The organism is Curvibacter sp. AEP1-3 (assembly GCF_002163715.1).
Taxonomy (GTDB): Bacteria; Pseudomonadota; Gammaproteobacteria; order Burkholderiales; family Burkholderiaceae_C; genus Allorhodoferax.
In genome coordinates, this window is record NZ_CP015698.1 from 809304 (window position 1) to 822313 (window position 13010).

The window sequence follows — 13010 nt, forward strand, 5'->3', positions numbered from 1 at the left end:
AAAAGACAATAATCATCGAAAATCCGCCAAGCCGCCATGAGACGTCCCCACCGCACACCCCACCCCTTGCAACCCGTCCCCAGCGATGCATCACCCAGCCGACCACCCACGCGCGATCGCCCGGTGCGCAGCCGCGGGCGCGCGCTGGCCATGCACGCGCACATCGAGCCTCACCAACACGCATGGTCGCAGTTCACCTACTGCGCCAGCGGCCTGATGCAAGTCACCGTGACACAGGATGAGCGCGAAACCACCTTCATCGTGCCCCCCAGCCGTGCGGTGTGGATCGCGCCGCAGGTGCAACACAACGTGGTGGTGCTGGAGAGCGCCGAACTGCGTACCGTGGACATCGCCTCCGGGGCTCTGCCCCCAGACTGGACCGATTGCCGTGTGCTGGTGGTGAGCACCCTGCTGCGTGAGCTGATTGGCGCGCTACAGGGCAGCCAAGCCGGCGAGCGGGAGAACGCGCTCATGGCACTCACGCTGGACGAAATCCGGCGCGCTGATATTCAGGCCCTGGGCGTGCCCATGCCCCACCCGGTGCATGGCGACAAGCGGCTGCGCGCCCTATGCGAAGCTGTGCTGCGCGACCCGGCGGAGAAAAACCAGCTGCGCGAATGGGTGGCCGAGGTGGGCGCCAGCGAGCGCACCGTCGCCCGCTTGTTTCGTGAGGAGCTGGGCACCAGCTACCAGCAGTGGCGCACCCAGGCGGTGCTGGCCCACGCCCTGCCCCAGCTCGCCCGCGGCATGCCCATAGCCCAGGTCGCCGCGGCCAGCGGCTACGCCAGCGACAGCGCGTTTTCTGCCATGTTCAAACAGGCCATGGGCCAGGCGCCCAGCTATTTCCAGAGCAAGTCGCTATCAAAGTAGGAGCTGCTCGCGCACATGCTCTGGGCGCCATAGGCCTGTTTCATTAGAAATGCAGGGCATGTGCCACTGCGCACAGACGCTAAGTGGACCAGACGCGCATCGTGGCCTTCTGTGTCACGGAGCTGTGTCTCCCCCATTTGAAAGAAGCCCCCATGCTGCGCCAGACCAAAGACCTGCAGGAACTCGTTGTTGAGGCTACCGACGGCCCCGTCGGTGACGTGACCGACCTTTACTTCGATGATGAACGCTGGGCCATACGCTACCTCGTGGTTGAAACCGGCTCCTGGTTTTCCAGCCGCAAGGTGCTGATCTCGCCCATAGGCGCCGGCAAGCCCGACTGGGACCGGCAAATGCTTCCGGTGTTCATGACCCGCGAGCAGATCGAAAACAGCCCGCCCATCGACACCGACATGCCGGTCACCCGCCAGCACGAAACGGAATACCTGGACTACTACAACTACCCCTACTACTGGGGCGGCATCGGCCTGTGGGGTGGCGCCACCTACCCGGGACTGCTGCTGCCGGGCTACACCGGCATGGACTCACCCCTTGCGCTGCGGGCTCAAGTCAACACGGCCAGCGCCCGAAGTGAGGCTGAGCAACAAGGCCAGGACCCGCATTTGCGCAGCAGCGAGGCCGTCATCGGCTACCACATAGAGGCCACGGACGGCGAAATCGGCCATGTGCATGGCCTGCTGGTAGATGACGAAACTTGGGCCATCCGCTACCTGGTCGTACGCACCAGCAACTGGTGGATGGGCCACGATGTACTGGTTGCCACGCAGTGGATCAAGCACGTGAGCTGGAGCAAGCAAGCCGTGGCCATCGACCTGAGCCGCGAGACCCTGAAGCTGGCACCCCGCTACGACATGGACCTGCCCTTGGAGCGGGACATGGAAATTGCGGTACACCGCCACTACGGCCGCAAAGGCTACTGGCCCGAGGACGACCAGCTGGCCGAAATGGCGATTCCCCAACGGGCCGCAGCCTGATGCGCACAAGCGCAAGGTGATGGCCAAAAAGGGGGGCCCACATGACCATCAAAGCCGACCGTTTCCGGGTCCCGGAGGGTAAAGACCTGGACTTGGCGCATTGGGCCACCCGGAGCAAGCCGCTGTGCAAGTCCAAGAAGGCTTACCGCAACGCGCTGGAAGACCAGGTGGAGGCGCTCAGCGCCCAGCAACGCCTGCTGTATGCCTCCAACCGGCACGCCCTGCTGATCGTGTTTCAGGCCATGGACACGGCCGGCAAAGACGGCGCCATCCGGCACGTCATGTCGGGGGTCAACCCGCAGGGCTGCCAGGTCTTCAGTTTTCAGCATCCCAGCGAGCAGGAGCTGCAGCACGACTTTTTGTGGCGCACCACGCGCGACCTGCCCGAGCGCGGTCGCATCGGCATCTTCAACCGCTCGTACTACGAAGAGGTGCTGATCGCACGAGTGCACAGCAGTATCCTGCTCAGCGAACATATTCCGGACATCCCTGAGGACGACACCGTATGGGAGGGGCGCTTTCGTTCCATCGTGGACTTGGAGCGGCACCTGCACACCAACGGCACCCGCATCGTCAAAGTGTTCATGCACCTCTCCAAAGAGGAGCAGCGCCTGCGGCTTTTGGCGCGCATTGACGAGCCTGACAATAACTGGAAGTTCAGCCAGGCCGACGTCACCGAGCGCAAGTACTGGGACGCTTATATGCAAGCCTACGCCCAAGCCCTGAGCGCCACCAGCACCGCCGACTCGCCCTGGTTCATCGTGCCCGCGGACGACAAGGACAACGCCCGCCTGATCGTCTCGCAGATCGTGCTGGATGCGCTGCAATCCCTGAAGCTGAGCTACCCGGAGGTCAGCGCCAGCCAACACCAGAAGCTGCAAACCATGCGCAAGCAGCTGGCCAAATAACTTGGGATCCGGGCTGCTCTTTGGGTACACAAAAGCGGCGGTTTACTACAAAATAGATAGCTGCTGGCGCACATTCCACGTGCGCCAGCGGCACTTTCTATTCACAAGTTACGCCACCGCCATGCCCAAGACCCACATTGCCATTCGCGCAGCCGACGCAGCGCCCCGCACCAAGCCGTCCAACTACCCCGAGCCCTTTGCTTCGCGCATGACGGGGCGCGAAAAGCGCGCGCTAGGCGATGTGTTCGGGCTGCGCAACTTCGGCGTCAACCAGACCCGGCTGGCGCCCGGCGCCATCTCGGCCCTGCGTCACCACCACACCCGGCAAGACGAGTTCATCTACATCCTGCAGGGCCACCCCACCCTGCTGACCGATGAGGGCGCCACAGCACTTGCGCCCGGCATGTGCGCCGGCTTTGTCGCCGGCAGCGGCAACGGCCACCAGCTACTGAACCAGACAGAGGACGACGTGGTGTACCTGGAGGTAGGCGACCGAACACCCGGTGACGAAGGCCACTACCCCGACGACGACCTGCTCGCCGTGATGCGGGAAGGGGCTTGGGTATTCATGCACAAGGATGGGACACCATATCCATCCACAAAAACGCCGTAACATTTCAGCGATGAACGCTACTCCGCTCCACCTGCAAACCCCTCTCCTCGAATCCCGCGCCCTCGGCCTCGCCGCACAGCGCACTGTCTGGCTCAAGATGGAGGCGCTGCAGCCGCCCGGCAGCTTCAAGATTCGCGGCATTGGCCATGCCTGCCAGATTCATGCGCAGCGCGGGGCCAAGCGGTTTGTGTCGTCCTCCGGCGGCAACGCGGGCATGGCCGTGGCTTATGCAGGGCGGGTGTTGAACATTCCGGTAACGGTGGTGGTACCGCAGACCACCACAGCCCGGGCGCAAGAACTGCTGCGACTTGAAAACGCCGATGTGATCGTGCACGGCGCTTCGTGGCAAGAGGCCAATGAACTGGCGCTCTCCATGGTGGGGCCGGACGATGCGTTCTTGCACCCGTTTGACGACCCGCTGCTGTGGACGGGCCACGCCAGCATGATCGATGAGGTGGCCAGCGCGGGCGTGGTGCCCGATGCGGTGGTGCTGTCGGTGGGTGGTGGTGGTCTGCTGTCGGGCGTGGCGGAGGGCATGGCGCGCAATGGCTGGGGGCACGTGCCCATCATCGCGGTGGAAACGGAAGGCGCAGCATCGCTGCATGCCGCCATGCAGGCGGGGCATACCGTGGCCTTGGACGCCATCACCAGCATTGCCAGCTCGCTGGGTGCCAAGCGTGTGTGCGAGCAGGCTATGCAGTACACGCAGCAGCGCCCTGTGCAAAGCGTACTGGTATCGGACGCGAGTGCGCTGGAAGCCTGCGAGCGTTTTCTGAATGACCACCGTGTGCTGGTCGAGCCCGCCTGTGGCGCGAGCCTGGCGCTGGCCTGTGAAGCGCACACCGTGCTGGCGCCCTACCGAAATGTGCTGTTCATCGTTTGCGGCGGCGCCACGGCCACGGTGGACCAAATTCGCCAGTGGCGGAAGGTCTGATTCCTCAGCCCCCAGAGGCATGTGCTATCGAATCAGTAGCTGCTCGCGCATATTCCACGGGCGCCAGCAGCTAATTTTCTCTAAGTATCTTCAGGCAGTGACCTGCACACCCTTCCAGAACGCCACGCGGTCGCGGACCATCGCGGCTTCGGGTTTGGGGTCTGCGTAGTACCAGACGGCGTCGATGTTCATTTCGCCGTTCACCATCAGCGAGTAGTAGCTGGCTTGCCCTTTCCAGGCGCAGCTGGTTTTGTGGTTGCTGAACTGAACGTAGTCGCGGTTCAGGCTGCTGGCGGGAAAGTAGTGGTTGCCTTCGACGAGCACGGTGTCGTCGCTCTGGGCAATCACGGTGCCGTTCCAAATGGCTTTCATGGCGGTCTCCGGTGGGTGTAATGGGCTTGTCATTGCAACACAGGCGGCCGCCATGAGCGCCACACGGGGGCAATCGGTTTCGCTTATCCTGTGCCACTACTTGAAAGGCCTCCCATGCGACTGTCCACTCCCCTCCTCCGCCGCACCCTGCTGGTGCTGGCCACCGGCCTTTTCGCGATAGGGGCTACCCATGCCCAAAACGCCGTGCGGGTGGGCTCCAAGATCGACACCGAGGGCAAGCTGCTGGGCAATATTGTGGTGCTGGCCTTGGAGGCCAACGGCATCAAGACGGAAAACAAGGTCTCGCTGGGCAACACCAAGGTGGTACGCACCGCCCTGCTGGCCGGTGAGATTGATCTTTACCCCGAGTACACCGGCAACGGCGCTTTCATGCTGGGCGACGAAAACAGCAAAGCCTGGAAAGACCTGCGCGCAGGCTACGAGCTGGCCAAGAAGATAGATTTCGAGAAAAACAAAATCGTCTGGCTGGAACCCGCCAATGCCAACAACACCTGGGCGATTGCGGTGCGCAAAGACATCGCCACCGCCAACAAGCTGCGCACCCTGGACGACATGGGCCAGTACATCGCCAAGGGCGGTACCTTCAAACTGGCCGCTTCCGCCGAGTTCATGGAACGTTCTGACGCCATGCCGGCCTTCCAGGCTGCCTACGGCTTCAAGCTGCGTGCGGACCAGGCACTGGTGCTCGCCGGTGGCGACACCGCTGCCACCATCAAGGCAGCTGCCGAGAAAACGTCAGGCGTGAACGCCGCCATGGCCTACGGCACCGACGGCCCGGTGGCCGCGCTGGGCCTGGTGGTGATGGAAGACCCCAAGGGCGTGCAGCCGGTCTATGCCCCGGCGCCGCTGGTGCGTGAAGAAGTGCTCAAGCGCTACCCCGCGATCGCCACCGTGCTGGCGCCCATCTTCAAGTCGCTGGATGGCCCCACCCTGCAAACCCTGAATGCCCGCATTCAACTGGAAGGCCAAGACCCCCGCAAGGTGGCTACTGCCTACCTGCAAAGCAAGGGCTTCTTGAAGTAAGCCGCTGAGTGGAAGAAGCGCCTGCCCACCGCTGGAACCCGGTGCTGGCGCTGTGTGTAGCGCTAGCGCTGGGGGCCGCGTGGGACCTGCCCTTTGTACGGGTCGCACCGAACCGGCTGCTGTCTGGCGAGCCGGTTTTCCTCACGGACTTGCCCACAACCCACACGAGCTGGACTGGCGCAGCGCTGTTTGTGGCTTGGCTGTGCCTCGCCATTGCGCGGCCGCACAAGCGGTTCACCCAGGCAAGCGTTGCGCTGGTGATGGCCATGAGCCTGGCCGGCCTGTGGCTGCTGGCAGGCCAGCACGCCACCCATGCAAGCCAAGGCGATAACCCGCTGACCCGCACCGCGCTGGGTGCGGGCTTCTGGACGCTGGCAGCGCTGGCTTGGATGGCGGCGCTGGACGCGGTCACCCGCTTGCAACTGGCCACCCTGCCGCGCTTGGTGATGCAAGGTGCCTTGTTCGTGCCCCTGTTGCTGACACTGGGCGCGGGGCAGGACTTGTCCATCGCCAAGGAATACGCCAACCACAGCGATGTGTTCGGCCCCGCCATCCTGCGCCACCTGCACATCGTGCTGTTGGCCATTGCACCGGCCGTGGCCATCGGCGTGCCGCTGGCCTGGCGCATGAGCCGCGCGCGGAGGCTGCGTGAAACCTTGTTCCCGGTGCTCAATGTGATTCAAACCATTCCCTCCATCGCCTTGTTCGGCTTGCTGATGGCGCCGCTTGCTTGGCTGGCCGCCCACGCCCCCGCGCTGGGCCAGTTGGGCATCAGCGGTGTAGGCCTTGCGCCTGCGGTGCTGGCGCTGCTGCTCTATGCGCTTCTGCCCATCGTGCGCTCGGCGCTAGCCGGGCTGGAGCAGGTACCCGTAGCCACCGTCACCGCGGCGCGCGCCATGGGCATGACACCACGGCAAGTGCTGTGGCATGTGGAGCTGCCGCTGGCCTTGCCGGTGCTGCTGATCGGGCTGCGCACCGCGGTCGTGCAAACCACGGGCCTGGCCGCAGTGACAGCGCTTGTCGGGGCCGGTGGTTTGGGCAGCATCATGTTTGACGGCTTGTTCAGCGCAGCCAACGAGCTGGTGATGCTGGGTGTGATTCCCATCGTGCTCTTGGCGGTGCTGGCAGACAGTTTTTTCAAGATGCTTGGCACCTTGCTGGAGAAGCCCGCCGCATGATCACCTTTGACCACACCTGCAAGTCGTATGACGGCACACCGGCCATCACCGACCTGAACCTGCACATCGCCCAAGGCGAACTGGTGGTGTTGCTCGGGCCTTCGGGCTCCGGCAAATCCACCGCGCTCAAGATGATCAACCGCATGGTCGATCACGATGGCGGCCGCATTCTGCTCAATGGCCAGGAGATTTACAGCTTCAATGTGCAGGACTTGCGCCGCCGCATGGGCTATGCGATCCAGTCAGTAGGTCTGTTCCCCCACTGGACCGTGGCGCGCAACATCGCCACCGTGCCCACGCTGCTGGGCTGGGATGCCGTCCGCGTGCAAGCCCGGGTCACGGAGCTGCTGCAACTGCTGGACATGGCCCCCGAGTCATTCGCCAGCCGCTACCCGCACCAGCTCTCCGGCGGGCAACAGCAGCGGGTGGGCGTAGCGCGCGCGCTGGCCGCCGACCCCGATGTGCTGCTGATGGACGAGCCCTTTGGCGCGCTGGACCCGGTGACCCGCGCAACGTTACAACTGGAGCTCAAGCGCATTCACCGCGCCACCGGCAAAACCATTGTGCTGGTCACCCACGACATGGACGAAGCCCTGCTCCTGGCCACCCGTATCGTGCTGCTGAACCACGGCCGTATCGCGCAAGTGGGCACACCGCTGGAGCTGCTGCAACAACCCGCCAGCGACTTTGTGGCCGACTTTCTGGGGCGCGCAGACTTGGGGCTCAAGCAGCTTTCACTGCGGCCGATTGCGCCCTTGGTGCAAGCGGTGCCTGGAGCGACACCGACGCATGCCATCTCCGACACCGCCACGGTGCGGGAAGCCATTTCGCAGATGGCGGCGCTAGGCGTGTCGGTTTTGGGTGTGCGCAATGCTGATGGCACCATGCTCGGCCAGGTGCAGGCTGCCGATCTACTGGAAGCCCGGCATGGCTGAAGCAACCAAAACCCAGGCTGTGATGGCCGCACACCGCCCGACAGGGCGCCAAAGCCGTTGGTGGGTCGACCGGCTGGCTTGGACCGTGGCAGTGCTACTGGCGCTGGCCTATGGGCTGCCGTATTCCCAACCCGTCTTTGCTGCGCTGTTCCCCGCCCTGCCGCGCCCGGTGTACCTGCAAGAACCCTTGGCCGGTTTGTTATGGCAGCACCTTGGACTGGTGCTGCTGTCCAGTGCGTTGGCTGTTCTCGTGGGCACAGCCGCCGGGTTGGCTACCACGCGGGAGACGGGGCGCGCCTTCAAACCCTTGATGGAAACACTGGCCGCCATGGGGCAAACCTTTCCGCCCGTGGCGGTGTTGGCGGTGGCGGTGCCTGCGGTGGGCTTCAGCGAGTTGCCGGCACTGATTGCCCTCTCGCTCTTCGGACTACTGCCAGTGTTGCAAGGCACGCTGGCCGGGCTGGAGTCGGTGCCACCCCCGGTGCTGGAATCCGCCCGGGCCATGGGGCTGTCACCTCGGCACATCCTCACCCAAGTGCAGATTCCACTGGCCCTGCCTTTGTGGCTTTCCGGCGTGCGCACGTCCGTCATCATCAACATCGGCACGGCAGCCATTGCCTCCACAGTAGGAGCCAAAACGCTGGGCTCCCCCATCATCGTCGGGCTCTCGGGGTTCAATACGGCCTATGTATTGCAAGGCGCACTTCTGGTGGGCCTGCTGGCGATATCGGCGGACCTAGTGTTTGATCGGCTGGCACGGCGACTGCAGTGGGACACCGCCCGCCCCACCGCCAAAACGCTCCCAAATTGATAGCTACTCGCGCATATTTGACGGGCGCTAGAGCACTCTTTGATCTGAAATTGCGGCGTATCAAGGCGCCAAGGTGTCCTTGTACCTACAGTGGTTGTTTCCCTTTTTCACGGTACAACCCATGAGCTCTTTCGACCACAGCACCCTCATCAAGCAGATCAACGAAAACCTGGGCCCCCTGCGCAAGGCACAACCCGAGGCCATGCAAGGCTTTGGGCTGTTGGCCAAGGCATCGATGGCAGAAGGCGCCCTGAGCGCAAAACACAAAGAGTTGATGGCGCTGGCCATAGGCATCACCCAGCATTGCTCGGGATGCATCGGCTTTCATGTGAAGGCTCTCCACAAGCTGGAGTGCACCCGTGCTGAGCTGGATGAGATGTTGGCCGTGTGTGTTTACATGGGCGGCGGCCCCGCCCTGATGTACGCCGCAGAAGCCGCTGCAGCCTGGGACGCCATGGCGCCCCAGACGGCTTAGCTGAAGCTGAACTGCCCCGGCGCCAGGATGGGGTCCACCCCCACCTGAATCGTCGATTTGGGCAGGAACTTGCCCTCGAGCAACAACTTGGAGAGCGGGTTCTCAATGCGTTGCTGGATAGCTCGCTTGAGCGGCCGCGCACCGAACACCGGGTCGAAGCCCACCTTGGCCAGCTCGGCCACCGCAGCGTCGCTCACGGCCAGCGTCAAGTCCATCTTGGCCAGACGTGCCATCAGCGTGGCCAGCTGGATCTTGGCAATAGAGGCGATGTTGGCGGCGTCCAGCGAGTGGAAGACCACGGTCTCGTCGATCCGGTTCAGGAACTCGGGGCGGAAGTGGTTTTTCAACTCGCCGGTGACTGCTTCTTTCACGTCTTCGTAGTCCTGCCCCACCATGCTCTGGATGAGTTGGCTGCCGATGTTGCTGGTCATCACGATCACGGTGTTTTTAAAGTCCACGGTGCGACCCTGGCCGTCGGTCAGGCGGCCATCGTCCAGCACTTGCAGCAGCACATTGAACACGTCGGGGTGGGCTTTTTCCACCTCGTCGAGCAGCAGCACGGCATAGGGTTTGCGGCGCACGGCTTCCGTGAGGTAACCGCCCTCCTCATAGCCCACATACCCCGGAGGCGCACCGATCAAACGGGCGACCGAATGCTTCTCCATGAACTCGCTCATGTCGATGCGCACCAGGTGCTCTTCGCTGTCAAACAAAAATCCGGCCAGCGCCTTGCACAGCTCGGTCTTGCCCACGCCCGTGGGGCCGAGGAACAGGAAGGAACCGGTAGGCCGGTTCGGGTCCGACAGGCCCGAGCGGGAACGGCGGATGGCGTTGGACACAGCGGCAATGGCTTCTTCCTGCCCCACCACGCGGTCGCGCAGCTTGCCTTCCATTTGCAGCAGCTTGTCGCGCTCGCCCTGCATCATCTTGGCCACCGGAATGCCGGTGGCGCGGCTCACCACCTCGGCAATTTCCTCAGCGCCCACCTGGGTGCGCAGCAAGCGGTTGGCGCCGCCTGCTGCCGCTTTGCCGGCTTCCTGGTCCTGGGCTTCCTTGAGGCGCTTTTCCAGCTCGGGCAGTTTGCCGTATTGCAGCTCGGCCACCTTGGCCAAGTCGCCCTTGCGGGTAAGGCTCTCGATCTGGGTGCGCAGCTTGTCGATCTCTTCGCGCACCTGGGCGCTGCCTTGGGCGGTGGCTTTTTCGGCCTTCCAGATTTCGTCCAGATCGGCAATCTCTTTTTGCAGGCTGTTGATCTCTTCGTTGATCAGCTCAAAGCGCTTGAGCGAGGCTTCGTCCTTCTCTTTCTTGACGGCTTCGCGCTCGATCTGCAGCTGGATCAAGCGGCGGTCCAGCTTGTCCATAACCTCAGGCTTGGAGTCCAGCTCGATCTTAATTTTGGAGGCGGCCTCATCAATCAGGTCGATGGCCTTGTCCGGCAAAAAGCGGTCGGTGATGTAGCGGTGGCTCAGCTCAGCCGCAGCCACGATGGCCGGGTCGGTGATGTCCACACCGTGGTGCACTTCGTAGCGCTCTTTCAGGCCGCGCAGGATGGCGATGGTGGCTTCCACACTGGGCTCGCCCACCAGAATCTTCTGGAAGCGGCGCTCCAGTGCAGCGTCTTTTTCAATGTACTTGCGGTACTCGTCCAGCGTGGTGGCGCCTACGCAGTGCAGCTCGCCACGGGCCAGCGCGGGCTTGAGCATGTTGCCGGCGTCCATGGCGCCCTCGCCCTTGCCAGCGCCCACCATGGTGTGCAGCTCGTCAATGAACACAATGGTTTGGCCTTCGTCCTTGGCCAGGTCTTTGAGCACGTTCTTCAGGCGCTCTTCAAACTCGCCGCGAAACTTGGCACCGGCCAAGAGCGCCGCCATGTCCAGTGAAAGGACGCGTTTGCCTTTCAGGCTGTCGGGCACTTCGCCTTCCACGATGCGCTGGGCCAGGCCTTCGACGATGGCGGTCTTGCCCACACCCGGCTCACCAATCAACACCGGGTTGTTTTTGGTGCGGCGCTGCAGTACCTGAATGGCGCGGCGGATTTCGTCGTCCCGCCCGATCACCGGGTCCAGCTTGCCCATGCGGGCGCGCTCGGTCAGGTCAATGCAGTATTTCTTGAGGGATTCGCGTTGGTCTTCCGCGTCCGAGCTGTCCACCTTCTGGCCGCCACGCACGGCGTCGATAGCGGCTTCCAGGCTCTTGCGCGTCAGGCCGTTGGTGCGGGCCATTTGCCCGGCGTCGCCCTTGTGGTCGGCCACGGCCAACAAAAACAGTTCACCGGCAATGAACTGGTCGCCACGCTTGATGGCTTCTTTCTCGGCCGCCTGCAGCAGCGACACCATGTCGCGCCCCACGGTGACCTGCTCATGGCCTTGCACCTGCGGCAGGCGCTTGATAGCCGCTTCAGCCGAAGCCAGCAAGCCCGCTACGTTGACGCCGGCCCGGTTCATCAAGGCCTTGGGCGCGTCATCCGTGCGGATCATGGCCGCCAGCACGTGCACCGGCTCAATGAAGGCGTTGTCATGGGTGAGCGCCAGCGTCTGGGCTTCGGCCAGCGCTTCTTGGAATTTGGTGGTGAGTTTGTCGATTCGCATGGTGTGACCCCCGTGTGTTCTGAGATTAACCCCCAGCTTGGGTCCGCGGGGGTGGTTTTCAAGCCTGCCAACGCCGAGACCTTGATCCAGCACAAATCTAGAGCTCAAAGCTGCACACATCCGATAATGGAGGTGCACCCTGTTTTACCCGATTGCCTCCATGCAGATTCACCAATTCCAAGTCAGCTACGTGGCCGAGCACGACCGTATTTTGGTACGCATGAACTCGCCCGAGGGGGAAGAGCAACGCCTGTGGCTGACCCGCCGGATGCTGCGGGGCTTGTACCCGCATTTGGCAAAAACATCCGAACAGCTGGCCTTGCCAAACCCCACGCCTGCGGGCCATGACGGGGCGGCGCAGCATGCGGTGGACGCTTTCCAGCGGCAGGAATCCTTGCAACAGGCCGATTTCGATACGCCTTTTCAATCCCGGCAACCCCTGTTGAGTGACACAGACCAGCCCTTGCTGGTCACTACCGCGCACATCCAGTTGCAGGGCGCAGACATGCTGTCGGTGCGGTTTGAGGAAACACTGCCCGGAGCTGCAGAGTCACGCCAGCTGGAGATCAACATGGGCAGCGACACCCTGATTGCCCTGCTGCATGTGATCGGCCTGGCCATGCGCAACAGCGAATGGGGAATTGACCCACCCAAAGGCTTGGAGCCCACCCTGCCCATCATTCAAGAGATCGAGACGGACGCTCAGCCCTCCGAGTGGGACGCTTTTGCCAACGCAGAGCCGCCCAAGTACCTGAACTAATACCCGGCTAGCCCCAAAGCTTAGGCGTTGCGCGCCGTGATACCCCAGCGGGCCAGGGCGTCGTCATCGCTCACGCGGGCGTCCACCCAGTGCGCGCCCTCGGGCGTGGTCTCTTTTTTCCAGAACGGCGCCTGGGTCTTGAGGTAGTCCATGATGAATTCGCAGGCCTGAAAACTCTGCCCGCGATGGGCCGAGGTCACGGCAACCAGCACCACTCCCTCGGTGGGTTGCAACACCCCTACCCGGTGCACCACACGGGCGCCATAGATGTCGAACCGGGCAAACGCGGCGTCCACCATGGCTTCAATCGACTTCTCAGTCATGCCGGGGTAGTGTTCCAGCTCCAGGGTCTGCACCGAACCGGCTGCACCGGGGGTGTTGCGGTCGCGCACGGTGCCGACAAAGCTGCACACTGCACCCACGCGCGGGTCGGCAGCTTGGAGCTGACTGATTTCCAAGCCTAAGTCGAAGGCTTCGGTCTGGATACGAACGCGGGGCGTTGCGGGTGTGGGATGGGCCATGGGCAGATT

The 13010-nt window shown here is 63.2% G+C and carries 14 protein-coding genes; 11 read left to right on the forward strand and 3 right to left on the reverse strand.

The features are described from left to right. Positions 1-36 precede the first annotated feature (36 nt). From AEP_RS03815 to AEP_RS03835, 5 genes are all read left to right on the forward strand, one after another. Entirely contained in the window at positions 37-870 is an 834-nt protein-coding gene (locus AEP_RS03815) for an AraC family transcriptional regulator (protein WP_087494166.1), read from the forward strand. Positions 871-953: 83 nt separating this feature from the next. Beyond that, positions 954-1862, forward strand: coding sequence for a PRC-barrel domain-containing protein (locus AEP_RS03820; protein WP_198301896.1), 909 nt, complete (start codon positions 954-956; stop codon positions 1860-1862). A gap of 41 nt (positions 1863-1903) precedes the next feature. Continuing rightward, positions 1904-2770: an ADP-polyphosphate phosphotransferase gene (locus tag AEP_RS03825; RefSeq protein ID WP_087494168.1), complete on the forward strand. Its 867-nt coding sequence runs from the start codon at positions 1904-1906 to the stop codon at positions 2768-2770. 121 nt (positions 2771-2891) lie between these two features. Next, a complete protein-coding gene (locus AEP_RS03830) occupies positions 2892-3383 on the forward strand; it encodes a cupin domain-containing protein (protein WP_087497169.1) in 492 nt (163 codons plus the stop codon). A gap of 10 nt (positions 3384-3393) precedes the next feature. Then, the gene (locus AEP_RS03835) at positions 3394-4317 is read left to right on the forward strand and encodes a pyridoxal-phosphate dependent enzyme (RefSeq protein ID WP_087494169.1); all 924 of its coding nucleotides are present in this window, start codon (positions 3394-3396) and stop codon (positions 4315-4317) included. 90 nt (positions 4318-4407) lie between these two features. Here the strand turns inward: AEP_RS03835 and AEP_RS03840 are convergent, their stop codons facing one another. Then, positions 4408-4689, reverse strand: coding sequence for a DUF427 domain-containing protein (locus tag AEP_RS03840; RefSeq protein ID WP_087494170.1), 282 nt, complete (start codon positions 4687-4689; stop codon positions 4408-4410). A gap of 114 nt (positions 4690-4803) precedes the next feature. Here AEP_RS03840 and osmF point away from each other — a divergent pair, with 114 nt between their 5' ends. The 5 genes from osmF (at position 4804) to AEP_RS03865 (ending at position 9132) form a co-directional block, all read left to right on the forward strand. Then, positions 4804-5733, forward strand: a complete 930-nt coding sequence (gene osmF / locus AEP_RS03845; protein WP_087494171.1) for a glycine betaine ABC transporter substrate-binding protein OsmF — start codon at positions 4804-4806, stop codon at positions 5731-5733. Between the two features lie 8 nt (positions 5734-5741). Then, on the forward strand, positions 5742-6911 hold the full coding sequence (locus AEP_RS03850; RefSeq protein ID WP_087494172.1) for an ABC transporter permease: 1170 nt from the start codon (positions 5742-5744) through the stop codon (positions 6909-6911). Further along, positions 6908-7846, forward strand: a complete 939-nt coding sequence (locus AEP_RS03855; RefSeq protein WP_087494173.1) for an ABC transporter ATP-binding protein — start codon at positions 6908-6910, stop codon at positions 7844-7846. Before AEP_RS03850 ends, AEP_RS03855 begins: the two co-directional genes overlap by 4 nt. Further along, complete coding sequence (locus tag AEP_RS03860) at positions 7839-8657, forward strand: ABC transporter permease (RefSeq protein ID WP_269466875.1); 819 nt, start codon at positions 7839-7841, stop codon at positions 8655-8657. Before AEP_RS03855 ends, AEP_RS03860 begins: the two co-directional genes overlap by 8 nt. Positions 8658-8778: 121 nt before the next feature. Next, a complete protein-coding gene (locus AEP_RS03865) occupies positions 8779-9132 on the forward strand; it encodes a carboxymuconolactone decarboxylase family protein (RefSeq protein WP_087497171.1) in 354 nt (117 codons plus the stop codon). Here the strand turns inward: AEP_RS03865 and clpB are convergent. Continuing rightward, a complete protein-coding gene (gene clpB, locus AEP_RS03870) occupies positions 9129-11720 on the reverse strand; it encodes an ATP-dependent chaperone ClpB (protein WP_087494174.1) in 2592 nt (863 codons plus the stop codon). The two genes, AEP_RS03865 and clpB, sit on opposite strands and share 4 nt — an antisense overlap. Before the next feature lie 160 nt (positions 11721-11880). Between clpB and AEP_RS03875 the strand changes: the two genes are divergently transcribed. After that, positions 11881-12480 (forward strand): hypothetical protein, encoded by a 600-nt coding sequence (locus tag AEP_RS03875; RefSeq protein WP_087494175.1) that lies wholly within the window; start codon positions 11881-11883, stop codon positions 12478-12480. A gap of 20 nt (positions 12481-12500) precedes the next feature. Here the strand turns inward: AEP_RS03875 and AEP_RS03880 are convergent, their stop codons facing one another. Further along, complete coding sequence (locus tag AEP_RS03880) at positions 12501-13001, reverse strand: molybdenum cofactor biosynthesis protein MoaE (RefSeq protein ID WP_087494176.1); 501 nt, start codon at positions 12999-13001, stop codon at positions 12501-12503. Between the last annotated feature and the right edge of the window lie 9 nt (positions 13002-13010).